This is a genomic window from Bacillus sp. AFS098217, assembly GCF_002551815.1.
Classification (GTDB): Bacteria; Bacillota; Bacilli; order Bacillales; family Bacillaceae_G; genus Bacillus_A.
This window is the reverse complement of sequence record NZ_NVPR01000044.1, coordinates 42481-69471: the sequence shown is the minus strand read 5'-3', so window position 1 is coordinate 69471 and position 26991 is coordinate 42481. Positions and strand designations below refer to the sequence as shown.

23 protein-coding genes, 2 pseudogenes and 1 other annotated feature are annotated in these 26991 nt (G+C 32.5%); of the genes and pseudogenes, 22 read left to right on the top strand and 3 right to left on the bottom strand.

The genetic code is table 11. The features are described from left to right. The 13 genes from COO03_RS12880 (at position 1) to COO03_RS12820 (ending at position 16986) form a co-directional block, all read left to right on the top strand. Positions 1–1236, top strand: coding sequence for a cytochrome P450 family protein (locus tag COO03_RS12880; protein ID WP_097897561.1), 1236 nt, complete (start codon positions 1–3; stop codon positions 1234–1236). Between the two features lie 272 nt (positions 1237–1508). Beyond that, positions 1509–2792, top strand: a complete 1284-nt coding sequence (locus tag COO03_RS12875) for an MFS transporter (protein ID WP_097897560.1) — start codon at positions 1509–1511, stop codon at positions 2790–2792. Between the two features lie 88 nt (positions 2793–2880). Next, complete coding sequence (locus COO03_RS12870; RefSeq protein WP_097897559.1) at positions 2881–3036, top strand: DUF1540 domain-containing protein; 156 nt, start codon at positions 2881–2883, stop codon at positions 3034–3036. 257 nt (positions 3037–3293) lie between these two features. After that, entirely contained in the window at positions 3294–4154 is an 861-nt protein-coding gene (locus tag COO03_RS12865) for an HAD family hydrolase (RefSeq protein WP_097897558.1), read from the top strand. Between the two features lie 305 nt (positions 4155–4459). After that, complete coding sequence (locus tag COO03_RS12860; RefSeq protein ID WP_097897575.1) at positions 4460–6244, top strand: PAS domain-containing sensor histidine kinase; 1785 nt, start codon at positions 4460–4462, stop codon at positions 6242–6244. Positions 6245–7076: 832 nt separating this feature from the next. Then, positions 7077–8234 carry an agmatine deiminase family protein gene (locus COO03_RS12855; protein ID WP_097897557.1) on the top strand — a complete coding sequence of 386 codons (1158 nt, stop codon included), beginning with the start codon at positions 7077–7079 and terminating at the stop codon, positions 8232–8234. 618 nt (positions 8235–8852) lie between these two features. After that, positions 8853–9830 carry an agmatine deiminase family protein gene (locus tag COO03_RS12850; RefSeq protein ID WP_097897556.1) on the top strand — a complete coding sequence of 326 codons (978 nt, stop codon included), beginning with the start codon at positions 8853–8855 and terminating at the stop codon, positions 9828–9830. Positions 9831–9957: 127 nt separating this feature from the next. Next, the gene (locus COO03_RS12845) at positions 9958–10776 is read left to right on the top strand and encodes a MerR family transcriptional regulator (RefSeq protein ID WP_097897555.1); all 819 of its coding nucleotides are present in this window, start codon (positions 9958–9960) and stop codon (positions 10774–10776) included. A gap of 468 nt (positions 10777–11244) precedes the next feature. Next, positions 11245–12684 carry a tyrosine-tyramine antiporter gene (gene tyrP / locus COO03_RS12840; protein WP_097897554.1) on the top strand — a complete coding sequence of 480 codons (1440 nt, stop codon included), beginning with the start codon at positions 11245–11247 and terminating at the stop codon, positions 12682–12684. Positions 12685–12758: 74 nt separating this feature from the next. Then, positions 12759–14621: a tyrosine decarboxylase gene (tdc, locus tag COO03_RS12835; RefSeq protein ID WP_097897553.1), complete on the top strand. Its 1863-nt coding sequence runs from the start codon at positions 12759–12761 to the stop codon at positions 14619–14621. A gap of 271 nt (positions 14622–14892) precedes the next feature. After that, on the top strand, positions 14893–15000 hold the full coding sequence (locus COO03_RS12830) for a YjcZ family sporulation protein (RefSeq protein WP_097897552.1): 108 nt from the start codon (positions 14893–14895) through the stop codon (positions 14998–15000). Positions 15001–15300: 300 nt separating this feature from the next. After that, complete coding sequence (locus COO03_RS12825) at positions 15301–15735, top strand: MarR family winged helix-turn-helix transcriptional regulator (protein ID WP_230322430.1); 435 nt, start codon at positions 15301–15303, stop codon at positions 15733–15735. Between the two features lie 54 nt (positions 15736–15789). Continuing rightward, positions 15790–16986 carry a serine hydrolase domain-containing protein gene (locus COO03_RS12820; RefSeq protein ID WP_097897550.1) on the top strand — a complete coding sequence of 399 codons (1197 nt, stop codon included), beginning with the start codon at positions 15790–15792 and terminating at the stop codon, positions 16984–16986. A 249-nt stretch (positions 16987–17235) separates the two neighbouring features. On the opposite strand, the pseudogene COO03_RS12815 reads toward COO03_RS12820, so the two are convergent. Beyond that, positions 17236–17528 (bottom strand): annotated as a pseudogene (locus tag COO03_RS12815) (serine/threonine protein kinase); the annotation flags it as partial. Then, positions 17479–17670, bottom strand: a complete 192-nt coding sequence (locus COO03_RS28135; RefSeq protein WP_373605249.1) for a hypothetical protein — start codon at positions 17668–17670, stop codon at positions 17479–17481. The gene COO03_RS28135 and the pseudogene COO03_RS12815, both read right to left, overlap by 50 nt. Before the next feature lie 142 nt (positions 17671–17812). Here COO03_RS28135 and COO03_RS12810 point away from each other — a divergent pair, with 142 nt between their 5' ends. The 7 genes from COO03_RS12810 (at position 17813) to COO03_RS12780 (ending at position 23335) form a co-directional block, all read left to right on the top strand. Beyond that, positions 17813–18265: a GrpB family protein gene (locus COO03_RS12810; RefSeq protein ID WP_097897549.1), complete on the top strand. Its 453-nt coding sequence runs from the start codon at positions 17813–17815 to the stop codon at positions 18263–18265. A gap of 203 nt (positions 18266–18468) precedes the next feature. Then, positions 18469–18999 (top strand): hypothetical protein, encoded by a 531-nt coding sequence (locus COO03_RS12805; protein WP_097897548.1) that lies wholly within the window; start codon positions 18469–18471, stop codon positions 18997–18999. Between the two features lie 12 nt (positions 19000–19011). Further along, a complete protein-coding gene (locus COO03_RS12800; protein WP_097897547.1) occupies positions 19012–19686 on the top strand; it encodes a response regulator transcription factor in 675 nt (224 codons plus the stop codon). After that, positions 19683–21098: a HAMP domain-containing sensor histidine kinase gene (locus tag COO03_RS12795; protein WP_097897546.1), complete on the top strand. Its 1416-nt coding sequence runs from the start codon at positions 19683–19685 to the stop codon at positions 21096–21098. Before COO03_RS12800 ends, COO03_RS12795 begins: the two co-directional genes overlap by 4 nt. A gap of 426 nt (positions 21099–21524) precedes the next feature. Beyond that, positions 21525–22124, top strand: a complete 600-nt coding sequence (locus COO03_RS12790; RefSeq protein WP_097897545.1) for an undecaprenyl-diphosphatase — start codon at positions 21525–21527, stop codon at positions 22122–22124. A 198-nt stretch (positions 22125–22322) separates the two neighbouring features. Further along, the gene (locus COO03_RS12785; RefSeq protein WP_097897544.1) at positions 22323–22754 is read left to right on the top strand and encodes a hypothetical protein; all 432 of its coding nucleotides are present in this window, start codon (positions 22323–22325) and stop codon (positions 22752–22754) included. A gap of 128 nt (positions 22755–22882) precedes the next feature. Next, entirely contained in the window at positions 22883–23335 is a 453-nt protein-coding gene (locus tag COO03_RS12780; protein ID WP_097897543.1) for a YrhA family protein, read from the top strand. Between the two features lie 120 nt (positions 23336–23455). Here the strand turns inward: COO03_RS12780 and COO03_RS12775 are convergent, their stop codons facing one another. Continuing rightward, entirely contained in the window at positions 23456–24406 is a 951-nt protein-coding gene (locus COO03_RS12775; RefSeq protein ID WP_097897542.1) for a nucleoside hydrolase, read from the bottom strand. A 351-nt stretch (positions 24407–24757) separates the two neighbouring features. Next, positions 24758–25013: a binding site (T-box leader), on the top strand. Positions 25014–25085: 72 nt separating this feature from the next. Between COO03_RS12775 and COO03_RS12770 the strand changes: the two are divergent. Then, positions 25086–25646 (top strand): annotated as a pseudogene (locus tag COO03_RS12770) (GNAT family N-acetyltransferase). Between the two features lie 241 nt (positions 25647–25887). Beyond that, positions 25888–26643: a hypothetical protein gene (locus tag COO03_RS12765; protein ID WP_097897541.1), complete on the top strand. Its 756-nt coding sequence runs from the start codon at positions 25888–25890 to the stop codon at positions 26641–26643. The last annotated feature ends 348 nt before the right edge of the window (positions 26644–26991 follow it).

The following is a 26991-nucleotide window of genomic DNA, read 5'->3' as shown; positions in this document are numbered from 1 at the left end:
ATGTCTTTAAAAAACAAGGTTGGCCGAAACATTGAAGATGGTATTCATTTAGCTTCTACGGAGTTTAAAGAAGATGCTTATGAGATTTATAAGGAATCACGTGAACTACAACCTATTTTGTTCGTATATAAGGGTGAGCTATGGACAGAGTGGCTCATTACAAGATATGAAGATGCATTGCCACTTTTAAAAGATTCTCGCTTGAAGAAAAATCCGGAAAATGTATTTTCTCAAGAAGGATTAAAGCCATTTCTTTCTCTTGAAAACGGTGATCATTTAACGAAACATATGCTTAATTCAGATCCGCCTGATCATAGTCGTTTGCGATCACTTATCCAAAAAGCGTTTACTCCTAAAATGATTTCACAATTAGGTGGACGTATTCAGCATATTGCGGATACTTTATTAGACCATGTAGAACATAAGCATTCCCTGAATCTTGTTAATGACTATGCGTTTCCATTACCAATCAATGTAATTAGCGAAATGCTTGGTATTCCAAAAGAGGACCAAGAGAAATTTAGAATATGGTCTCATGCGGTAATTGCTTCACCTGAAACACCCGAAGAAATAAAAGAAAACGAAGAAAAGCTCTCTGAATTTATTACATACCTACAGTATTTAGTTGATGTGAAAAGAAAAGAACCAAAAGAAGACTTAGTTAGTGGATTAATTCAGGCTGAAAGTGAAGGAAGTAAATTAAGTGCACCAGAGCTGTATTCGATGATTATGTTACTCATTGTAGCTGGGCATGAAACCACTGTGAATCTAATTACTAATACAGTACTCGCATTATTAGAGAACCCGGATCAATTACAGTTATTAAAAGAAAAACCAGAACTCATTGACTCAGCGATTGAAGAAGGATTACGCTATTACTCTCCAGTTGAAATTACAACTGCACGCTGGACAGCTGAAGCTTTTACAATCCAAGGTCAAGAGATTCAAAAAGGGGATATGGTAATCATTTCATTAGCTTCAGCAAACCGTGATGAAAAGGTCTTTATGAATCCAGAAGTATTTGATATTACTAGGGAAAATAATCGGCACATTGCCTTTGGACATGGAAGTCATTTTTGTTTGGGAGCGCCACTTGCTCGCTTAGAAGCAAAAATTGCAATTTCAACGTTGTTAAAACGCATGCCTGCATTACAAATAAAAGGAGAGAGAAAAGAGATTAAATGGCAGGGCAATTATTTAATGCGTTCCTTAGAGGAATTGCCGTTAACTTTCTAGAATAGGTATTTTGAGACACGCATACATTGTATTTCGTTCACATAGAGTATGTATGTGTCATTCAAAATTGAAACGGAAGGGTGAAAACATCCCAATGATCAACTAATTCTATTTTTCAAGAAATCTTCGTTAAAAAAACGAAATCTTCTTCTGAATAGGATTAGTATGTACATTTTTGTATAAAAGGGATGTGTTTCGCACTGCGAATATACAGTCTTTTTCATATAATTTGTGCTACCTCTTGTTCAGAATGTAGAATAGGAGGTTTTTTTATGTCAACAAATGTAGAAATAAAACAAAAAAGCGGTATGTCACAAGTATTAAAAAATCGCTTTGTGCAAGGTATTCTTGTTTCAGCATTATGTTTGCAGGTAGGGATATGGGTTCGGAATTTTGCGGTATTGCTTTATGTAATGGAAATGACAAATGGGGATGCGTTTGCGATTTCGATGATTTCAGTTGCTGAGTTTGCACCAATATTTATTTTTTCTTTTATTGGCGGAACTTTTGCAGATAGGTGGAAACCAAAAAGGACTATGATCTGGTGCGAGGCTTTAAGTTCTTTATCTGTATTTGCAGTACTCTTTACGCTTATGTTTGGTACGTGGAAAGTTGTATTCTTTGTTACGTTAATTTCAGCCATTCTTTCACAGTTCTCACAGCCTTCAGGGATGAAATTGTTTAAGCAACATTTATCAACAGAAAAAATTCAATTAGCAATGTCCTTATATCAAACAATTTTCGCGGTATTTATGGTATTAGGACCTATACTAGGTACGTTTGTATTTCAGAGATTTGGGATTTACATCTCAATTGTAGCGACAGGGATTGCGTTTTTACTTGCAGCTATTGTATTGCTATTTCTACCAAAAGATACTGAAGATCAAGGGGAGAAGAAACAAGTTAGTTTACTAAAAGAAATGGCAGATGGAATCAAGTATGTGAAAGCAAAGAAAGCATTAACATTACTTGGAATTTGTTTTATGGCAGCAGGATTAGGTATTGGTCTTATTCAGCCATTAGGAATTTTTATTGTAACAGAACAGCTCGCTTTACCGAAAGAAAGCTTACAATGGTTAGTGATCGTAAATGGTGCCGGTATGATTATTGGCGGGGCTTTAGCAATGATATTCGCGAAGAATGTCGCTCCGCAAAAAATGTTAATTCTAGGGATGTTTGGGCAGGCTGTGGGCATTGGGATTATTGGTTTTTCTACAAATTTATGGATTACGCTTGCGGCGCAACTTTTTAGCGGTTTAGCTTTTCCATGTATTCAAATTGGAATTAATACGCTTATTATTCAAAATTCTGATACGGACTTTATTGGACGTGTTAACGGGATTTTAAGTCCATTATTTACAGGTTCAATGGTATTAACGATGAGTATAGCAGGTTCACTAAAAGAGATGTTTTCACTCAGTACGATGTATGAAGGCACTGCACTACTATTTATAGTTGGTTTATTAGTCATTTTACCAATATATAATTTGAAACCTGTAGCAACAACTGAAAATAAAATAAACACTGACGGTAGTGCGGTCCAGCATGAATCTTGATTCAAATGTGAAATGAAAAATAAATTATGAAATGGTATCATGCCTCCGAAAATGGTTAATGATAAAAAAATAAGGAGGTGTGATACTTATGGCACAAGATGTTTTATGTGAAGTAAACAATTGTAAGTTTTGGGATAACGGAAATAAATGTAATGCAGATGCAATTTATGTAGTAAGTCATAAAGGAAAGCACGCATCTACAACAGAAGAAACAGATTGTAAAACTTTTGCACCAGAAGCTTAAATGAAAAAAGGGTGACTGAACGGCAGTTGCCCTTTTATTAATTATATTATTGATAATAGATATCATTTTCATGCACTTTTTTTACTTGTCTTGCTATGATTGATATTTTTTATGGCATTTTCTTTTAAAATATTTCTTGACCTGAAACGCTTTTCATACAGTATAACTAAGAAGTACTTAGCGAGTTAAATGTGAAAACGATACCAGTTCTTGCGTTCATATCATCTTGTTTATTTATAGAAAGTGGTGAAGAAAGAATGAAACTTATTGCAATTGATTTAGACGGAACGCTTCTTTCGGGAAATAAAGTGATTAGTAAAGAAAATGCACAAGCCATTCGAAAATGTCAAGAAGAGGGGCATGTTGTTGCGATTTGCACAGGACGTTCTATAGTTGATATTGAAAGCTTTTTAGTAGAAGTAGATTTACAATGTCCAATCATCGCAGAAAATGGTGCGATTATTTATAAAGATCAAAAAATGATGAAAAGGTATCCTATTCAAAATGCACAAGCATTTGAGATTGTGGAGTACCTTGAAGAAAATCGTATGTATTATCAACTATACACAGATAAAGGTGTATATGTTCCGCAGTATGGAGAAGAAAGTGTGCGTAGTGAAATCGAAACGATAAAGAAATTGGATACAGATCTTGACGCACAAGAGATAGAAAGTATTGCTGCATTGTACCTTGAACATACAGCTTTTCATATTACAGAGAGTTGCAAACCGATTTTAAAAAACGATTTATACGTCCATAAACTTTTACCGTTTTCTTATGATATAGAGAAATTAAAAAGATTAAAAGAAAAGTTTCGATCGAATACAGATTTAGCGATTACATCTTCTTATTGGCATAACTTAGAGATTAACCATCGTGATGCTCAAAAAGGAAATGGATTATATACTTTAGCAAAACATCTTAATATTCCATTTGAAAATACAGTAGCAATTGGTGATGGACTAAATGATGTTTCAATGATGCAAAAAGCTCATCTATCCATTGCGATGGGGAATGCAGTGAAGGAAATAAAGCAAATGTGTCACTATGAGACGTTAACGAATGAAGAACATGGTGTTGCACATGCTTTGTATCATCATGTAATGGTAAAAAAGTAAAAAAGAATCCCAAACGGATTCTTTTTTACTTTTTTATTAGGGGTTAAGGTATTCTATGAGATCCATAGGATCCTTATTACAACGATTATATAGAATATATTAGAATAAATGTGTATATTTTTTCCTTTAATTATGAATATTTTGTGAATTTATCTTTGTATAATTATGAATGAACTTTTATTGAAAAATAAAAATTTATTTGAATAATCACGTTTCCACTATATACCTGTGAGGACATTATTCGTATAATGGAGAAGCATAAATTAAAAATTGGTATTAAATTTACATATAGAGGTGAAACAAGAATGAATGCTCGGCTAATGGAACTCATTGATGTGAACACAATAGAAACCATGGCAGAACAATTTTATAAGTTAACAAATATCTCACATCAACTTCTTGATGCTGAAAGAGAATGTATTTTTTCATTCGGTATGGATCAAGAAATAAATAGTAAACTTACAAAGATTGAAATTCCAATCATTGCAAATGAACAACATCTAGGCTCATTTGTTGCTTGTTCCATAAAAGATGACATCTTCAATTGTCAAAAATACTTCGAAATGCTTTCAAATCTCATTGTGAATCGTGCAATGGATAAATTTCAAAATCAAAACAAAAATATACATTTGTTCTCTCAAAAAAAAGAACAGTTATATACAATCTTGCAAAATATGCCTGTTATGGTAGATGCTCTTGATTACAATGGTGAATTTATTTTATGGAATCGTGAATGTGAACTTGTAACAGGTTACACAGCGGAAGAAATTATTGGAAATCCCCAGGCGATTGATTTATTATATCCAGATGTAAATTATCGCCGTCAAAAGGAGCAAGAATTTTCGGTTTGCGGAAAAAATTTTCGGGACTGGGAAATGAATTTAACATGCAAAAATGGTGAAACGAAAACAATTATGTGGTCAAACATATCAGAAGAGTTTCCTGTATCTGGATTTAGTTATTGGGCTGTTGGAGTCGATATTACGCATTTAAAAGAGATAGAAGAACAACTAAAACAACAAACATCCGAATTAGAACTTATTTTTAAAGCGTTACCTGATCTATGTTTTTTAACAGAAGCTGATGGAACGATAATAGATTATAAAGCTGGATCTCCTGAAAAGTTTTATGTACCTGTAGAATCCTTTATGGGGAAAAAGTTTTATGAAGTACTGCCTTCACCTGTAGCACAGCAGTTTCGTGAAGCTATTCATCAAGTACACCAAAAAGAATCAACTGTTATTGTTGAATATCACCTCACACTTAAAGGGAGTATTAGTTTCTTTGAAGCTAGATGTTTTCCATTATTGAAAGATAAAGTTATGATCATTGTTCGTGATATTACGGAACGAAAAAGGACAGAAGAATTACTAAATAAATCAGATACACTTGCTGCAATCGGACAATTAGCTGCTGGGGTAGCACATGAAGTTAGAAATCCGTTGACGGTAATTAAGGGATTTATCCAATTGTTTCAAATTAATCCAGAAAATCAGGAGAAATATTTTGATCTTATGCTTTCAGAAATTGAAAGAATTGAATCCATTCTGCATGAATTTTTATCAATCGCTAAAACGGAGGTTATTCCTGCTGAAAAGAAAAATCTCTATTTGATATTTAAAAATGTCGTTTCATTAATTAATACGAAAGCAATTATGACAAATATCCAAATCGATTTAGTCACAGATTCAAAAGAATTAATCATTGAATGTTGTGAAAACCAACTAAAACAAGTATTTATTAATATTTTGCAAAATTCAATTGAAGCGATGCCAAAGGGCGGTAAGATTTTGATTCATATTAAAAAGACAGGGAATGATGAAGTCATAATCGATTTAATTGATGAAGGTGTTGGAATTCCAGAAGAAAGAATTAGAAGACTAGGAGAACCTTTCTATAGTACGAAAGAAAAAGGAACAGGAATTGGATTAATGCTAAGTTATAAAATTATCGAAAGACATCAAGGTAGAATTAGCATTATGAGTGAAGTTGGTGTGGGAACATCTGTTACAATTCATTTACCGATGTCTCAAAGTGAACAAGTTCCTCCTAAAGCTGAAGAGCCACCCATAACAAGCTGTTCTCAGTAAACCGAAAGTGAAAAGTTATTTAGGGTTCAGCTGAGATACGTGTAAAAATGGGTCATAAGCTGTATTTTACTTCCATTATTAGTTTTTTAGATAAAAATAACTACCTCATGCTACACAAAAAGACAATTTTCTGTACGCTAAGGAATCGACTCTTTCATGTTCTTGCTTTGCTATATAATTGTTTACAATATAACCATTTAAAAAGAGGTGCAATTAGCACCTCTTTTGCATTTATTTTAGCAATTAAATTAGCACCCAAATTGGTGAACTTTTGATGTAGTCTTTTATTTTTAATTAATTTATTATTAAAAGATTATAGAAACATCGTAACTTTAATTCAAAACAACATTTTGTGAGATATGTCAGAAAAATACCGGTCTTCAAGGTTAAACTAATTTCAGTTTAAAATAGTCAATTCCCTTAGTTATCATTCAACTGTTCTAGTGATTTTCTCAAGTAAAGCATTCTTTAGCTGAATAAGATTTATTTATTATTTCCCATCAATCACTTAATTGTTCTTATTTGTCCACGATGATTAATTTCGTCTTCCATAATGTGAAACCACAAGTAGTAATTATTAATGAGAATATTCATAGAAAGGACAGTAAATAATTTCAGAATACATTTATTTAAGAAGTTAAATTATATAAATGTTTTACATATGGGGAATTGTAGTGAATTCAATCGATAATATTTAAATGTCCTTATTGAAAAATATTAGATAAATGAGCAAATCAAATTAGATGAACATAAATTATCACCGAAAAAAAAGCTTGAGCTTCACACTATGTGAAGCTTTATATTGTTGTAGGAAAGAATAGGAGGTTTAGAAATGAAAAAAATAGCAAATTTTTGTTTGATGGCTGTACTATCCACATCAATTATCAGTGGTTGTGGTCAAGGTAAAGATAATGAGAAAGTTCAGGGTAAAGATATTGAGAGGGTAGAGACACAAGAAAAAGTGGGAAAATATACAATGCCGGATGAAAAAAGCAAATATGAAGGGACATGGCTACAATGGCCACATGAATACACATACGGACCAGATTATCAGAGAGAAGTAGAGTCAATTTGGATCAAAATGGCAAATACTTTAAGCGAAGGCGAAAAAGTTCACATTGTTGCGTATGATCAAGAAGAAAAGGACAGAATTAATAAGCTTTTAACTGATCAAGGGATGAACATGGAAAAAATAGATTTCTTTATCTCGCCTACTGACGACGTATGGGCTAGAGATAGCGGACCGATTTTTGTTTATGACCATGATAAAAATCTAAAGATATTAGATCCAGGATTTAACGGATGGGGGAAAAAGACTCCTTTTGCGAAGGATGCTCTTCTTCGTGAAAACCTCAGTAAACAGTTGGGGATTGAAAGAATTGATTGGCATAAATTTGTACTTGAAGGCGGGGCAATTGAATTAGATGGTAATGGTACCTCTTTATTAACGAGAAGTGCTGTTACAAATAAAAATAGAAATCCTGATTTATCAGAATCTGAAATTGAAAAATATATTAGTGATCTTGGGGTAACAAATTTTATTTGGTTAGACGGAGTACCTAACTTAGAAATTACTGATTTTCATATTGATGGATTTGCAAAATTTCACGATAAATCTACCATTATAACGCTGGCAGAAGATGACTTGGCTGAATGGGGGTTGTCAGACAAAGATATTAATACATTAATGCATGCAAAAAATGCTTCAGGTAAGACTTATAAGTATGTATATTTACCGTTAAGTAAAAATAAGGTTACTTTAGAAAATGGGAAGAAACTTGGTTATAAAGGCTCATATGTGAATTATTATATAGGGAATAAAGTCGTGTTGGTGCCTAACTATAATGATGCTAATGACAAAATAGCAAATGATATCATTCAAAAACTATACCCTGATCGTAAGGTGGTAGGTATTGATGTAAGGGAGCTTTATAAAAATGGCGGTATGATACATTGTGTTACCCAGCAACAACCAATTAATTTGAAGTAATAAATTGATATTTTATTTTGTGAATTTGTCTATTTTTTATGAGAGCTTGTTTATCCACAGGATAGGTCAAGATAACATGTTATCTTGACCTATCCTGTTATGTTTTTTGTAAGTTAAGTATTTATTTCCTATAACAAGAATTATGTAATCTTTATTTTTTGATAGAAAAAACATAGAAAACATTATGTATCGAAAAGGAGGAAAATGTTTTTGTTAAAGAATGTAAATATACGGATGACGGCTTGGTTTTTAAATCTTGTCAAGAGCGAATTTTTCGCTTAACCACGGCTTTATATTTTTTATATAAATATATAATATTTCTCCGTGCTATAATCCACTCATGAAATGTGCACGTTTCTAAAATATATAATCATAAGAGAATTGAATTGAGGAATAGTTGTATGTATCCAGCTATTTGCGCGCAGTAAGAACCCCATCTCAAAATTCGGCAAAAGCAAAGAAATTAGGTGGGGATCGAGCAGCTCGTAAAAGTCCGATTGATGAGGGCTAATAATCAGTGAGGGATGAAGCCCCTACTGATTAAAGTTTTACTTTATCTTGATAATGACTTGTTTCAATCAGTTACTCAATAACCCTTAAAATAGTGAGGTAAACAATATGAATCAAATGCACAATGGAATTATTTTTACTGCAATACCAAATAAATCGAATCAATATTATCGACCATTTTATGAAGATCTTATTTATTTTAATGAGAACCTAAATGAAAATAAAGCATTTACCGATCAACTTATATCTTTAACTGTGGAAGAACAAGACTTTGATACAAACTTTTTTGAGTATGATGACATTTGGTTGAGAGACGTTGCACCAGTTGTAACAAATCACCTCGTTAAATTTAAATACCAACCAGATTACTTACCTGAAAATCAAAGTCGATATTTAAATCAACAATTCAATAAATGGCTGAAGAAAAATGACTTTGAATATATTACTTCCCCATTGATATTAGATGGCGGTAATCTCATTTGGAATAAAAAAAATACAATTATACTAACGGATCGTATACTTGACGATAATTATGATTGGACAGAAAAAGAAATTATAGAGCAACTGGAATGGGATTTAGATGTCAGTCGAGTTATTATCATTCCTTCTGAACCAGGAGATGTGCTTGCACATGCAGACGGTATGATTAAGTTTATTGATGAACATACAATGTTTATCAGTGACTTTCTAGGAGATTATGAATTTAGGCATAGCATTCAAGAAATTATTCAAGAACAGATGCCAGAAGCTGAATTTGTAGTTGTTCCTTCTTCCTATACAGAGAAAGGACAATATGATCAAGAGATAGCATCAGCCAAAGGTTTATATATAAACATGTTAGAAACAAGAGATGCTCTCTATGTTCCTATGTTTGGATTATCTAAAGATCAGGAAGTCTTACAATACATCCAAAAACATACTGATAAACATGCGATTCCAGTTCATGTAGGAGATATATCGACAATGGGAGGCGCAATTAATTGCTTAACGTGGTATTGCCCCGTTCATTTGTTACCTCAAAAATTTAAAAGAATGAAAAGTCGGAAGGATGAATTCTCCATTTCGAATTTTTTTAATTGGAAATGATGTCTGTTTACAAACTCCCTGTAAAAAAATATAATACCTTTCACGTTCATACTTATTATGAGGGTGAAAGGTTATTATATAAGATTATAAAAGATGTAGTAAATAAAGTTACTCAAGGAGTATTTAAATGTATACAATTACTGAATTTTCTCGAATTTGCAAAATGAGTACTCGGATGTTGAGACATTACGATCAAGAAGAAATACTGAAACCAGCATATGTTAATCCCATAAATGGATATAGATATTATGAACAGGGTCAATTGGAAGTGGCATTACAAATCAAGAAACTAAGAGAGTATAGATTTCCTCTCTCGAAAATCAAAATCATTCTTCAGTCATCAGACCAAAATTCACTTATCAAACATATGAAATCGCAAATTATGGAGTTGTCTCATGAAGTAAGACAACATTTACAGGTTATTTCCGAAATGAGTGAAATGATAAATAGGAACATAGATTTCATTTCAATCCCACGTAGACACTACGATATATTAATTGGAATGAGAAGCGAAATAACTGTCATAACGGAAAGATTACAAATCAATATTAATGATATAGATGAACATTTTGATTCCTTATATGAAAAAGTACAAATGAATAATTTTCAAATGGTAGGTTCTCCATCCGCCATCTTCTATGATGAAGAGTATATTCCGAACCACAGTGATATTGAATTAAGAATTCCAATTATTTATGAGAACACTGGAAATGTATCACAGGATTGGGAGATAAAAAAGCTAGCTCAGCATCAAATTGTTACTACCTTGCATCATGGGAGTTATGACGATATAGGTTACGGTTATATGGCATTAGAAGAATGGATTAAGAATAATGGATATCTGATAGTTGCTTCACCATGTGAAGTCTATTTAAAGGGTCCTGAATGCGATTGCCCATTAGAGGATTATGTGACGCAAATTTGTTATTCGGTTATTAAAAAGTAACAACGTAGTTGATACTAAAAAAAACACTTCTCGTTTCAAGAGAAGTGTTTTTTTAGTATTGATTAGTGCCAAAAGGATTTAGTTTTTCAGCTGTAGATTTAGCATGTTGCGTCTCACAGTATGTACGTCTGTATCAGTTGCGAATTCTATACCATAGCTAGTATTTGTGTTGAGAATGTTTGCGCTAGAAGCTCCCTTATTGTAGTGTTTATAGGATATTTTGAAACTTTGAGTTGAATGTGGAATAGTTTTTTTGCAATAGAATCATCTCTTAAGAATTTAAAGAAAACCAAAACTTACCCAATATTTACTTAACATAAATATTAAGTGGCATGGCAACTTAATAAAGGTATGTTCTATATCTTTTATAGAGTTTTTAATAGGTGTTAAAAAATTTGCTTATTCATTGTATTTATTTTCAAATAATATATTCAATTCAAATTGAATATAAGAAAGAAGGCTATATTTATGACCAAGACGAAACAATTAACACTTTTTGGATTGATTGGTATTACGATGGCTTTTTTTGGGACGGTGCGTAGTGTGCCGACTCTTGCCATTACTGGCTGGACCCAGATTTTCTATATGTTGATAGCTGCGTTCGCATTTGCCTTACCAATTGCATTAATGTCAGCTGAACTTTCAACAGGATTTCCTGAAGAAGGTGGACCACAGGTTTGGGTAAAAAACGCTTTAGGTGAAAGATGGGGATTTGTTACCTCCTGGTTATTATGGGTTCAAATGTTTTTTGGGATGGTTATGGTTTCATCAACTGTCGGTGTTCTTTTAGGGTATGTTATTAATAAACCTGAACTATCTTCAAATAATTATTTTATTTTTGCTCTTATTCTCATCTCATACTGGAGTGTTACATTATTAAATCTTAAATTTGATATGGTTAAAATTGCAGGGAATTGGGGAGCGGTTATCGGGGTATATATTCCGTTTGTTATCCTTGTAGTTTTAGGTGTTATGTATATGATTAAGAACGGGATTCAAACTAATAGTTATTTAGGTGGCTTTAAACCAAGAGATATCATTCCTAATTTTAAAGATTTAGGAAGTTTAACTTATTTATCAGGAATCATCTTTATTTTTGCTGGAGTAGAAATTTCATCAGTACATGCGAATAATATTGAAAACCCAAAACGTAATTATCCACTTGCTGTTATTACTTCTGTCATTTTATTAGCAATTTTTAATATCGTTGCTGGTTTAACGGTTTCAAATGCAGTGCCAAAGGGAAAAATGGAGCTTGCTAATATTACGCAACCGTATTTGATTTTTTGTAAAGATCTAGGTATTCCATTGATTGTTGTTAATCTCATTTCGTTAATGATTTTAATTGGGGTTTTAGTACAGTTAAGTGCTTGGGTACTTGGACCAAGTAAATCAATGATTAAAGTTGCAGAAGAAGGTAACCTCCCGAAATTCTTCCAAAAAAGAACGAGCAAAGATATTCCTATTACATTTGTCTTGATTCAAGCAATTGTCATTTCTTTAGTAGCAATCTTATATGTAGTAGTGCCAGATGTTAGCAGTGCATTCTTAATTATGACGATTACAACAACTATTTTATATTGTGTAGTATATACATTAATTGCTATCTCAGCAATTCGGTTACGTTATAAAATGCCAGAAGTTGAAAGACCATTCAGATTGGGCAGCAGAGGGAATGGATTAATGTGGACAATGTCTATTTTGTCGATAATGTGTATTGTATTTACAATTGTTGTAAGTATTATTCCGCCATCCATTTTAAAGCCGAGCCAATATACGGGATATATTATATATCAAGTAGGAGCCACAATAGTAATGATTGGTATTGCTCTTATTATTAATAAATATAAAAAACCAGAATGGAAGAAAGAAGATAACAAATTAGATGATTTGAAGCGAGCAAACTAAAACGTTACGAATAATTAGTACTTATTCCTTAAATATGGTTATTGAATATTTGAGTGATTTGGAGGAAATGAAAGATGAAATATGAAATGCCAGATATAAATTTAAAAGCATTATTCTTAGGTGATAAGGGTGAAAATGCTGACTTATTCAAGGAGTTATTAATCAAATTGGTAGATGAACATGTTGGTTGGCGACAAAATTACCAACCACAAGATTTACCGGTTATTACTCCTCAAGATAAAAGTTCAAAAAGTTTTCAAGAAACAGCGGACCATATCCGTAGTGTCATGAATGTATTATCTTCAAAACTTCGTACAAATTCATTACCATGGCATTCGGCCGGAAGGTTTTGGGGACATATGAATTCTGAAACACTTATGCCAGCTATTATTGCGTATACAGCTGCAATGTTATGGAATGGGAACAATGTGGCATATGAATCTTCCCCAGGCACTTCTCAAATGGAAGAGGAGGTCGGCCATGAATTTGCTACACTTATGGGTTATAAAAAAGAAAAAAGCTGGGGACACATTTGTGCAGATGGTTCCATTGCTAATCTAGAGGGTCTTTGGTATGCAAGAAACATGAAGTCTCTTCCTTTAGCTGTTAAAGAAGTCGTTCCTAAATTTGTTGAAGGGAAAACGGAATGGGAATTATTAAATATGTCTACAGAAGAAATTTTAGATATTTTAAATCAAATTCCTGAAAAAATTGATGAAATCAAAGCGCACTCCGCACGTAGTGGCCATCATTTACAAAAATTAGGTAGATGGTTAATTCCGCAAACAAAGCACTATTCTTGGCTAAAAGCAGCAGATATTATTGGCATCGGTCTTGATTGTGTAGAAGCAATTGAAGTTGATCATCATTATCGCATGAACATTGATAAACTCGAAGAAAAAATTCGGGAATTGACTGCAGAAAACATACCAATTCTTGGTGTGGTAGGTGTTATTGGTACAACAGAAGAGGGGCAAGTAGATCGTATTGATAAAATTGTTACATTACGAGAAAAATTAATGAAAGAAGGCATTTACTTCTATATTCATATAGATGCTGCTTATGGTGGATATGCTCGTTCTATTTTTTTAGATGAAAACAATACATTTATTGATTATGACAAAATCGATAAAATATATAAGAAATATAACATTTTTACTGGAAACAATGAATGGTTATCAAAAGATATTTATAATTCATTTAAAGCAATGAGTCAAGTTGAAACAATAACAATTGATCCACACAAAATGGGGTATATCCCTTATTCTGCTGGTGGTATTGTTGTAAAAGATATTAGAATGCGTGATGTAATTTCATACTTTGCAACATATGTGTTTGAAAAAGGAGCGGATATTCCTGCATTACTTGGGGCATATATTCTCGAAGGATCTAAAGCAGGAGCAACTGCAGCTGCAGTTTGGACAGCTCATAAGGTTTTACCATTAAATGTAACTGGATATGGGAAATTACTTGGAGCAAGTATTGAAGGTGCATATCTTTTTTATCATTTTTTAAAAGATAAAAAATTTAAAGTTGGAGATAAGACCATTTATGTTTATCCATTAACTAAACCAGATTTTAATATGGTTGACTACGTATTTAATGAAGAGGGTAATACGGATCTAGGAAAAATGAACAAACTAAACCATGATTTTTTTGGTCAAGCTTCTTATGTCCAAGGACATTTATATAACAATGAATTCCTGACATCCCATACAGATTTCGCCTTCCCAGACTATGGTAATAGTCCGTTGCCATTTGTGAAAAGTCTCGGATTTAGTGAAAGCGAATGGAATAAGGAATGGAAAATTACAGTGCTACGTGCTTGTGCATTGTCTCCATATGCTCATTATAAAGATGTATTCCAAGAATATGCCAATAAAATTGAAAAGGCCATTCAAGCTAAGCTTGAAAAAATTTATGATGTAGAGAACTAAATTTGAGAAGTAATATCCATAATTGTAGTAAAGTTCTTATAACAAAATTATACGGCTAGGTATGTTTCAGTCAATGGGGGATTACTATATGACGAATTCAATTGTAAAGTTTTTTAAGTTATATTATGTACAGTTCGCATAGGCACTCAAATGAGTGTCTTTTTTAATTTCATGTAGACACGCTCAAAAAAGACATATAAACATACTGTATAATACGAACACGTTAAAATGATTAACCCTATTCATTTTTAAACTAAAAGGAGGAGAAAATATGGGTTTCGGTGGTTCTTGTGGTTTTGGTGGAGGCTTTGCTTTATTAGTTGTATTATTTATTCTACTGATTATCGTTGGATGTAGCTGCTGGGGCGGAGGGTATTAATTCTTAATTAACCTTCACAAAATGTGTAAAAGAAAAACCATGCAAGGTACTTTTTAGTACGAATATGAGTGAACAAAAAGGAGCTATCACGCTCCTTTTTTGTTGGGGATTATACATATATAACCTTCTTTCAAAATGATTTATGTATGATTTTATAAAATTTTCCATATTTCCAACGGAAAGAGCTCGATTGTAGAGCAGCATAGAAAGAGAATAATCCAACTTTTTTAAAGTAAAGATTGACGTTTTATAAATCACCCTCTAACATGTTAGATATCTAATATGTTAGAGGGTGATTTTTTGTCTTTATATGAACAAGTTAAGCGCATTAATGAAGCTGAATATACAATAAACCGTCTGATCTTTAAACATTATAAGCAATATTTAAATAGTGGTATTACAACACAGCAGGCGGTTGTATTAGATATTGTGTACTTAGCAAAACGCATTACAGTTGGTGAAATTGCGATTGAAATGAATATTAGCTCTAGTGCAGTTAGCCAATTGATTGCGAAATTAGAAAAGAATCAATATATCAAGCGAGAAATTAATCCACAAAATCGACGCGAAATATTTATAACGTTAGATGAAAAAGGAATGGAGTATTTTTCGAAGCAAGATTATGTAGAACAACAAATCGCAGACAAAATTTACAGCAAACTCTCATCAAAAGAGGTAGACGAATTAGAACGCATTGTTGAAAAATTAAGGGAGATTGCGATGAAGGAATTATAAAAATTTCTTCATGCTCAATATGTTAGATATCTAATTTATTTAGGGGGTTAACAAATGAAAGGTCTACTTAAAAATATTGCGTTTAATGGTGCTGTGTCTCATGAAAAAAATGGACAAATCAAGCAGTATTATCATGGTTATCAAGAAATCAAAAAGCAGCACCTTATTACGGAAAATACACAATTTAATCTAGCATCATTAAGTAAAATGTATACAGCGGTAATGACGTTCCAGCTAATCGAAAAAGGACAGCTACAGTTAGAAGATAAAATTACAAATTGGTTTAACGTACCGCATTTTACAGAGGTGACAGTTGCACAATTACTTACACACACATCTGGTATTCCAGAGTATATTGCAGAAGATGTAACAATAGGTGTTGAAACATTTATCGAAATGGTGCTACCACAATATGCGCCGAATGAGCATTGGTCTTATAGTAATACGAATTATGTTTTGCTTGCAAAAATTATTGAGGAAGTGAGCGGATTATCGTATGAAACATATTTACAACAATATATTGCAGCACCATTAAATCTTACCCATACGACAACACAACCTACAAAGCAATGCGAAGCGCAAGGTCAAACGTATGATTATGAGGAGCAACAATATAAAGAGGCTATTGATGACCCATATTTACACGAAAGCGAAAAATATAATGATGGATATGGTGATGGTGGCATTTATGCAACAGTGACAGAGGTAGCGAAGTTTTTAAAAACACTTTGGCAAGGTCAGTACATTAGCAAAGAGATTGTGCAATTTATGTTAACGCCAACAGAAGTCGCTGGGCATTATAGTTATGGTTTTATCATTCAAGATGAGTGGGTTGGTCATACAGGTGGATGGATTGGTTGCTCAGCACAAGCCTTTATTAATATATCAACAGAAGAAGTGATTGTGTTAGCGACGAATCAAGAAGTATTTCCGCAATATGAACAAGAAATTATGAATTGCTTAATGGGAATAAAATATGCTGTAGAAGCACCGAAACATGTAGTAATTTTACCGCTCACTAGTAAAGATGATATTGCGGGTCGATATGAATTAGCAGATGGACTTGGTACAAGATTTACGATTGAAAAGGATATACAATTTATGATTTCATTTGAGCATCAGTTGTCTGTGCCACTTTTTAAAATAGATAAGTCGTATTATTGGGTACGTAATACGATGAGTTATGTAGATGTTGCGAAGCAATTATTTATCGATGAAGGTGTTGAAGTACCTTATCAAAAAGTTGAATGATCAAGATTATACGTTCTCTTGGGTGACCACAAAAACTTTGACATACAAAAAACTACATGTTATGAACTCAAAATACCATTAAGCTAACAGGATTTTTATGCAATAAAATCCGATTGAATAATCAAACTTTTTTATGAAAATGGCTATATCAATTAGTAGATAAAGAACCATTTTGAGCAATCTTTTTTCAAAATGGCTTCTTTTTATTTACCGTAAAATATAGGTTCACGCGATATTTTTGATTAAACTTTATTTTATACCAACATTACGTGCTGCTTCCCATGCTAGATAAAATTCTTCAACGGATGCATAGCGCTTATTTCTATCATTTTCTATAGCAAGGCAGGCTACATCATATAAAGGCTTTCCGGCATCCCATTTTGAGAATGAGCGATCAAGTTCTCCTCCTAGAAGTGAGAAAGCCATTGCGCCCATATTAAATACATTTATACATTTGTTTTTTCATCTATTACTGCGTCTAATCTAAACTCTTCAGGGGACATAAATCGCGAGGAGCCCCAAAGCCTGCCCATCTTTTTCAATACCAAAGGATATATTACCTGAATCTTGTTGATCAAATACAGTAAATACTTTTCCTAAACTAACAAGCCAATCAAAATCCTGATATTCTTTCAGTTGAAAAGTGACGTTATCTAAATGAATTGTAACTGGAATTTCGTTCATTTTACACCTCTTATTTACTATAATTAGATAGACTGAACGTGACTATATTCGATATGTGCATTGAAATTCCTGTCTAATTAGATAAAAAGAGCGATTCCATTAGGATAAAACAGTTACATATTATAAATAGAGGGAGAAAAAGATGGAGAAAAAAATCATAATTAAACCATATGATTCAAATTGGCATAAGGAATTTGTTAAAGAGAAAGAGAAATTTATCGCATTATTAAGAAAAGACATCTTAGCGATTGAACATATCGGAAGTACGTCAGTAGAAGGATTGGATGCAAAGCCTCTTATAGATATGATGATAGGGGTAGAAGATTTAAAGATCGTTACTCATTGGATAGAACCCATGCGAACCTTAGGGTACGAATATGTATTCCATGAAAAATTTCCCGAGCGGCGTTTTTTTAGAAAGGGAAGATGGAGAGCGGGTACGCATCATTTACATGTTTATCTATATAACAGTGAGACATGGAATGATAATTTATTATTTCGTGATTTTTTGAGAAAGAATGAATGGGCACGTGAGGAATATAAAAAATTAAAGCAAGAACTAGCTGTAAAGTATCCGTTTGATCGGGTTTCCTAAACAAACGCAAAAGCTCCATTTATTCGAAGTGCTATTTTATTAGCGCAAAAAATTGCACATAGGGAAAAAGGATAATATTTTTTTATTTATTTTTTTCATGTATGATTTCTCATTTCATTTTAATCTTTCTTTCATTTTATTTTCTCTTCCATTTGTTAGAATTTAAAATACATAACTCTTAATAGAGGAGAGGAGAAAACGAAATGGAGAAGATACTTAAGAATCAATTTTTTCATTTATTAATAAAGATTACAGGCATTTGTGTGATTGCTTTCAGTATTTCCATGTTAATTATAAATTTTACGTACGGAGATCAGATGCATGTAAAAGGTTTAAACAAACAACTTGGATCGCTTGGCGAGTATGGTGCAATCGTAGCAGCATCACTATGGTTTTTACGGCATATATGGCTATTTCTATACAGAAATAAATTGTATGGGTTTAAGGTGATGAAAGAATTTTATATTTTAGTCAAAAAATTTCATACTTTGATTGGATATGCTATATTATCTGTTGCAACTACCCATGGAGTTTACTTTTTTATAAAAGGAAGTCATCATGAAATTCAAATATATAGTGGTATATTTACTTTTATATGCTTAACATTGCTTGGATTTGTTGGTATCCTATTGCATAAGTCCAATAAAAAAATAAAATTGATCGTTTATCGAAAAACACATCAAATAGCCGCGGTTCTATTTGGTATAGGATTACTTATTCATTTAATGGTATAGGAGGAATTGTTGTTGCATTATGTATTAATAATCGAAGATGAAGAAAGTCTAGCTGATTTTTTAGAATTAGAACTAAAGTATGAAGGATATAAAGTAGATGTACAGTTTGATGGAAGAAAAGGATTGGAAGCAGCTCTTGAAAAGGACTATGACATTATCTTACTCGATTTAATGTTACCAGGGTTGAATGGAATCGAAGTGTGCCGTAGATTACGGACAAGTAAAAATACGCCTATCATTATGTTAACAGCCCGCGATAGTGTTATGGATCGGGTTACAGGATTAGATAGTGGAGCTGATGATTATATTCCAAAGCCATTTGCGATTGAAGAACTTTTAGCACGCATGCGAGTTATTTTCAGACGTGAACAAAAAGAAGAACAGCAGCAGTCATCATTTTTGACATTTAAAGATTTACAGTTACATGTTGAGTCTAGAACGTTAAGAAAAGACAACGAGAGCATTGAACTTACAAATAAAGAGTTTGAGCTACTCCTTACGTTTATGAAAAATATCAATCGAGTACTTACTCGTGATATTTTACTTGAGCAAGTATGGGGTTACGATGCAATTGTCGAAACAAACATTGTTGATGTATATGTTCGTTATTTACGAAATAAATTACACAGTGTAGATAAGGAGGAGTATATCCAAACTATTAGAGGTGCTGGATATATAATGAGATGATTAAAAATATAATGCAGCGCATCCGTAATCTTCCAATAAAGTGGAAGTTAACACTTTGGTCAACTACATTATTATTTGTTTTATTTGTTTTATATAGTCTTTTACAGTTTGTTGTAATTAATAAATGGACTGTAGATTATGAACAAAAACAAATGAACAGACAAATAAAAGAAATAGCAGTATATTTTCAAGATAAAAATGAAACACTTTCACAGAAAACTTTTGAAGATAGTAAGGATTTTCTCAATAATATGATCGATAAGCATCAAATGATTCGAATTATAGACAAAGATGGAAAATCAATTCTTTCAGTTTCTCATGATTTTAATCAGAAGTGGGTGTCACCGAAGTATAGTAAGCAATCTGAATCTTATATAAAGAGATATTTAGAAGATAGAATATTAATTGAACGTGTACCCATTCAGACAAAGGGATTTACAGGAACTATCGAGATTGCAACAAACTTAGAATCATTTGATCATTTGCTAAAAGGGATTTTCGTTGTGATTGTTGTCGCAGGTATCGGTGGGCTCATACTTAGTTTTTTAGGTGGAACGATTATAGCTAAAAAACTTCTATCTAGTGTCCAGAATATAACAGATACGATGAATCGTATTAAAAAAAATGGGCTAAATGAAAGGGTTCCTGTACGAGAAAATAGTGATGAACTGGCGAAACTCGCTATTCTTTTTAATGAATTGATGGATGATGTGGAAACATCTTTTATACAGCAAAAACAGTTTGTGGAAGACGCATCACATGAACTTAGAACGCCATTAACGATTATTCAAGGACATTTATCAATGCTAAATCGTTGGGGGAAGAATGATCCAGAAGTGCTCAATAAATCACTTCAATCCAGTTTGAAAGAAGTAGATAGATTAAACAAATTAGTCTCAGAATTATTAGAGCTATCTAGAGCGGACTCTGAACAAATACATCCATTGGCTATCGAACCAGTTCATGTGAATACCATATTAAAACAAGTGATCCAAAACTTTAAAGTTATTCAAACTGATTTTCAGTTTCATATAGAGATGCAAGCGGAAGAAGCATATGTATCCATACCATCATCTTACTTAGAGCAAATTATGATTATCGTTATGGATAATGCAGTTAAATATACAAAAGAAAATAATAAACATATTTGTATTCAAACGAATATGCAGAATAAAAACATTATCATCCGTATTATAGACCATGGCGTTGGAATACCTGAGTCAGATTTACCGTATGTACTCAATCGTTTTTATAGAGTAGATAAAGCAAGAAGCCGTAAACAGGGTGGAAATGGGCTTGGTCTTTCAATTGCAAAGCGTCTTGTGGAAAAGTACGGGGGAAACATCAATTTAACGAGCAAGGAAAGTGAAGGTACAGTTGTCACAATAACATTCCCTTGTACACGTTTATGAAATGAAAGCATGAGATACACATTGTATTTCATGCTTTTTTGATTGTGGTGTACTTGAATATCATTTTATTTGTTTCGATATTTTTAGTACATAAAAATATTAAGGTGCACAATTTGGAAATATAGTCCTTTGTGCGGAATAAAATCTTATTTCTTAATAATTTTTTTCGTATTCTTTTGCTAGAAATATTCGTGCATGATGAAGACCGAAAATATCAATTTTATAGCGCCACTCAAAGGATCTGAGGTACTATACATATTTTTTTATAAAAAATGCTTAAGGTTTTGTCATATATTTTCTTGTTAAAATGAGAAACAAATGAGAAAAGTTTAAGACCATTTTCATATTGATGTTGTATACTGTGTAAAGCAATAGAACTTGTACTTTTATTTTAAGTGCAATGAATGGAAATAGGGAGAGAATAATATGAATTACACAGTATTTCAATGGATTAATGATGTCGCCGGATCATCAGCACTTTTAGATAAGTTGATGATTACAATTACAAATAGTGCACCTTATGTGGCTATTCTTTTCATGCTTATTTTATGGTTCAATAATGAAAAAAAAGAGATAGCACTAGGAAAACAATATACAGTTTTATATAGTGTCCTTTCAATGGGTATCGCATTACTAATAAATGTTTTGATTCATGCGGTATATTATCATCCGCGCCCATTTATAACACATCATGTGCATCAATTGATACCACACGCAGCAGATTCATCATTTGTAAGTGATCATTCTGTACTTGTATTTTCAATTGCATTTACATTCCTTTTAAGAGGAGAAAAACTTAAATATATCGCTTTAGTATGGGCTATATTAGTAGGTGTATCACGTATTTATGTAGGTGTTCATTATCCAGCAGATGTAATCGGAGGAGCATTCCTTACATTTATCACAAGTGCTTTAATCATGCAAAGTACACGTAAATTAGAACCGTTAGCAAAAATTATTTTTCAAATATATGCGGCCGTAGCAAAACGAATGCCGTTTTTATCAAAATACAATCATATAGCTTAGTTAGAGAGGAGAACCTATGAAAAGTAGGTTTTTTTTTTTTTTTTTTGAATGAAGTCCTTAATTTCACGCACCGTATTTGTTTGAAAAATACAAAAACGTCAACATCCCATAGGTAATTCAAGTTACTACTGAGTGTAAATTGCTTTATAATGAATATTAGATTCTAATGAGGAATTTTGGAATAAAGGAGGATGAGCAGTGAAAACAATACATGAAATCTTACAAGATTTTGCAGAAGTAAATGCATTTAGACAGGTGAGCAATTATTATGAATTAGTTCTATTATCATCAAATAAACAGGACGACATCTATAAACTTACAAAAGATTTCACTAAAGAAGACAACGTTGAACTAATACAACTGAAAGACTGGAAAGAAAAATTTCTCTTTTGCGAATATCCTGATGGTATAGAATATTGGTTTAGGAATATCCCAAAAGGTTATGAGTTGAATGGATTAACACCAAAACTATACATAATAGAGCTATTATTGACTGAATTTGAACAAGAATTATGCGAAGTGTATTGGGTACGAGTAGATGCAAAAGGCTATTATGCCTGCAGTTCTGAAGAATACATATTTAAGGCAAAGAAGGGTATATATTTCTTAAGTTTGCAGGTACATGATTAAATAAAGGGGGGAGTAAAAAAGAATTTCAATCATTTAAGATCATTACGAGACAAGAATTCAATAAAAAACAGTAAAATATAAAATATATCCCCAAGCATAATAAATAAATGTAGAACGAAGGTTTTTATATGTGGAAAAATTTGATTTTAGAGATCGGAAAAATAGAGAACAGCTTTAATGATAAACTGAATACACCTGCAACAAATACTGAAGTTCACAAATTAAGAGAACGTGTGAAAAAGAGTTTTAATGTTGACTTACCGAGTGAATATGAAGAGTTTCTTAAAACTGTAAATGGTTTAGATTTTAACGGGCTAGTGATTTATGGAGTTGATCTTTCTTTATTAGAGGCAGAAAGAGATGAACAAATTTGTGGACTTATAGACACGAATGAGATTTGGTATGAAAATGAGTGGCAAAAGATCTATCTATTTCTTGGTGATTCAAATATAGCATGGTTTTGTAAAAACTTATCTGACGGTACTTATCTAGAACTTGATAAACCATCTGGTACAGTGATGGAAACATATAATGATTTCAATACAATGCTTGAGGAAGCATTAAAAACAACTCTTCTTTAATTACCATAATCATTCTTATGGGGGAGTCACTTTATCTAGAAACCTAGAAAAGTCACTTCAGAAAATCTGAGGTGACTTTTCATTCACATAATCCGTATTATCTGAAGTTAATAAAGTATGTTACGATCTCTTCTTTAAGAACGTTTCCATAATATCCTTCTTGAATCTTTCATAATCAAACTGAAAAGCTACATTATGCGTTTTATAGCCTGGATTAGTCACAAAACGAAAGTCTGCAACGCTTTGACCAAATCCTTCTCCTTGATCAGGAATTACTTTAATGGGTACTCTTGAAAAGCTAACAGCCTCTTGATTCAGCAAATACCACACTGTTACAAAATCATGCATAGGACTTCCGCTTATACCGGGATTAGACTTGGAGTAGAAATTATAATAATAGTCTAACATAGGTTTGATGATAAGTCCTGCAAGATCCTGTGTATTCCGATGAAATGCATCGATTTTCCGGACCATTTCGGGTGTAATAATCGCATGTTGAGTTATATTTAACGGAATAATTGTTAAGTTCTTCGCATGCTGCAGAATTAAGTTTGCTGCATAAGGGTCCGCGTAAAAGTTAGCTTCAGCTACGGCAGTCACGTTACCTGGATAAAAAAAAGCTCCGCCCATGCAAATGCATTCCCTTACGTTCCGCATTGTTTCTAAATTTAATACAAAGGTCGTAGCTAACGAAGAAAGTCTTCCCAAATTGATAATTGTAAGATCTTCTAAATTTGAATGTATAATTTGGTAAATATCATTTAAGGGATACACTGGATAAGAAATTTCAGGGGGAATGATAGGTCCTAATCCGACTTTTCCATGTACCTCAGGGAAATACTGAACCAATATACCTGTCAACGGTACAGAAGCACCAAGGAATACAGGTATCTCTTCTCTTCCCGCAATGTACTTCAAATAGTTAATATTTCTTATAGCATTCTCTCTTGATACATTTCCATAATCAGCGACAATCCCTACAAGTTGAATATCTTTACGAAAAAAGGTATACAGAATAGCAAACGCATCATCAATTCCCAAATCTGTAAACAGGAGAACCTTTTTTTGCATATCTCTTCCTCCAGAATTTATAGAATCCTATTTTCACTAAGGATGTGGTGAGTAGGCTAGGCTTGTACGTATATATTTTATGTATTCCTAAAAAGTGAATTCTATTCATATGGTACACTTTTACAGAAGGTTATAGGGATCCCGCCACATCGCTATCAAGCTAAAGAAATGAATTACAATTAAAAAAAAGTCTATTTATATGTAATCTAAAATATCTCCCAAAAACAAAAAAACGTCATTCTTTCCTATGATTCTACTAAAAGGATAGCCTATTTCTCACATTGATGATACAATACAATAAATTTACATTTATAATAATTCATACCATTATTTCAATAAATTTAATTAAGATTATAAGCTATGAAGAGAAGAGTAATTAAGGTGAGATTACTTCCAGAGAGCTCCGGTATGCTGTAAAGGAGCATTAATCTTCTTAATGAATAAAAACTTGGAGCTCCGTATCTAACTGAGTTTTCGAACTAAGGGATAATACGGCGGGATTTCCCGTTATAGAAATAGGGTATAATTTATGTACCTGAAGAGGTTGGTGTGATGACACATCAATAAACTGGGGTGGTACCACGGAAAATTAACTTTCGTCCTCAAGATATATATCTTGAAGGTGAAAGTTTTTTGTTTTTGTAATTAGAATTAGTGAAAAAAGGGAGTGTTATATATTATGAATCCTCTATTAATTGAAATTCCTGCTAATTTAGATACCGAAAGATTATTATTACGTATGCCAAAGCCTGGTGATGGAGAAAAGGTTAATGCTGCAATTCAAGTATCCATTAACGAGTTACAACCTTGGTTGCCTTTTGCGCAAAGCATACCAACGGTTACTGACACAGAAATTAACTTAAGATCAGCTCATATATAATTCTTAAATAGGGATAGTTTACGATTTCTTATTTTTCTTAAAGGGTCGGAAGAGTTCATTGGTACTTGTAGTCTTCACAATATTGATTGGACGAAACCACAATTTGAGATAGGTTACTGGATTGACACTAGATTTAGCGGAAATGGTTATATGACTGAAGCAATACATGTGCTAACTCATTTTGCGATGATAGATTTAAAAGCAAGAAGACTAGAAATACGATGTGAATCAACTAATACTAAAAGTCGCACTATCCCTGAGAAATTAGGTTATGAGCTGGAGGGTATCCTACGAAATGAAGACTTTTCTGCTGACAGAAAAAGACTTACTGATACATGTGTCTATGCAAAAATTCAATGATATATATTCATAATATCTTTTTAAAGAAAGTTTAGATTTAAAGCCTATTTGTTCCATGATTTTATTTTTTACATTTTATTTTCAATAAGACGTAAAATAAATGAGATATGAAAAGGAGTTGGACGCATTGTTGGACACCGTTATTTATGATAAGGCAAAGTACCATTATGAAGGTGATTTTCCAAAGGTTAACAAAGTGTATAGATTGGCACCATTGGTAAATGATTGAGGGGGATAAATAATGAAATCAGAGAAGCAAGTTGCATTAACATGTATTACCCATGACCCATCAGGTAGCTTGCTGCCAATTATACGAGAGTTAAAGGATGAATTAATAAAGCTGAACTACAATCAAAAATATATAACAATCAGTGATTTAACTCCAGAGAAAGTTGTTAGTGAATTAAAACAATGTAATTTTAATGTAAACATTATTGAAAAATCAGGAGCAGCAAATGCTCGACGAGAATCATTAAAATTTGTTAATAATTATAGTCATGATTATTATCATTACTGTGACTTTGATCGTCTATTGACGTGGATTATTGAGTTTCCAGATGAATTGGATACCTTGATAAAGAACATAGCTGATGTAGATTACTTAATAATTGGGCGGACACAGAATGCTTTTCATACACACCCTGAAGAATGGAAAGTTACGGAGTCAATATCAAATAAAATTATGTCGTTACAATTGGGAAGAGATGTTGATATCACAGCTGGTTCGTGTGCATTGTCAAAACGCTCGATGGACTACATAATAAAATATTCTAGTTGGAAAATGACAGATGCAGAATGGCCAATGATTATTAATAAATTGACAGACTTTGATATTGATTATATTGAAGTAGAAGGTTTAAAGTATATAAATAAACTTAATAAAGACAATATAATTGATCCTGTAAAATCATGGTCGACTAGGCTAGAGCTTTCGTATATTATAAGTCAATCAATCTTTGATTTTGAAAACAAAGTCCTCAAACCTAAGATATATTAACTGAATATTTAAAAATGTTTAATTCATTATTACTGAAAGGACAAACTCTAAGTATCTAATTGTTAAGCAACCTTAAACTGTGTGATGGACCTTCGATGTAATAACGAAAAGTTTGATATATATGGGGGTCCACCCGCCACATGTCCATCAACCTAAGAATAGCTTTTATGTCCAAAAGGTAGTGTAATTCCTGAGCGAAGAGTTGCAACTGTTCTGTTAGTGAAATGCTCATAAAAACGCCATCCTTTTCAATGATTCTATTAAAAGGATAGCGTTTTTTCATTAATATAGGTACAAATTCACCTTAATTCGATGGTAGCAAGATCTCTTTTAGTTATTCTTCTGTTT